Raw genomic sequence first — 405 nt, forward strand, 5'->3', positions numbered from 1 at the left:
GCAGGCAATGCCGGGTGCGGGAGAAACGCGCACCGCGAAAGCCTTGCACCGAGTCGCTGTCGTCGGGATGTTTGAGGCCTTCGATCAAGCCCACCGGGTCGATCAGGAAACTGCGGATGATCGACGGGTACAGGCTTTTGTAGTCCAGTACCAGCACCGACTCATAGAGACCGGGACGCGAGTCCATGACGAACCCGCCGGGGCTGGCCTGGGGTGGCTTGTCGCCGAGGTTGGGCGCGACGAAGCCCTGGCGGTGCATCAGCGGCATGTAGAGGTGGGTGAACGCGGCGACCGAGCCGCCATTGCGGTCGGCCGGCAGCCCGGTGACGCTGGCGCGTTCCAGCAGGAACTTGAGCAGCTCGGTCTTCTCGAAAATCCGCGTGACCAACTCGCAGTCCTTGAGGT

Annotated in this window: 1 protein-coding gene; it reads right to left on the reverse strand. The window is 64.4% G+C overall.

The genetic code is table 11. From position 1 onward, the window contains the following. On the reverse strand, positions 1-388 hold a 388-nt coding region (locus tag AC0L3U_RS38565; RefSeq protein WP_473364985.1), incomplete at its 3' end, for a DNA polymerase domain-containing protein. Positions 389-405: the final 17 nt, after the last annotated feature.

It is taken from the genome of Bradyrhizobium sp. Kon69 (assembly GCF_055807515.1).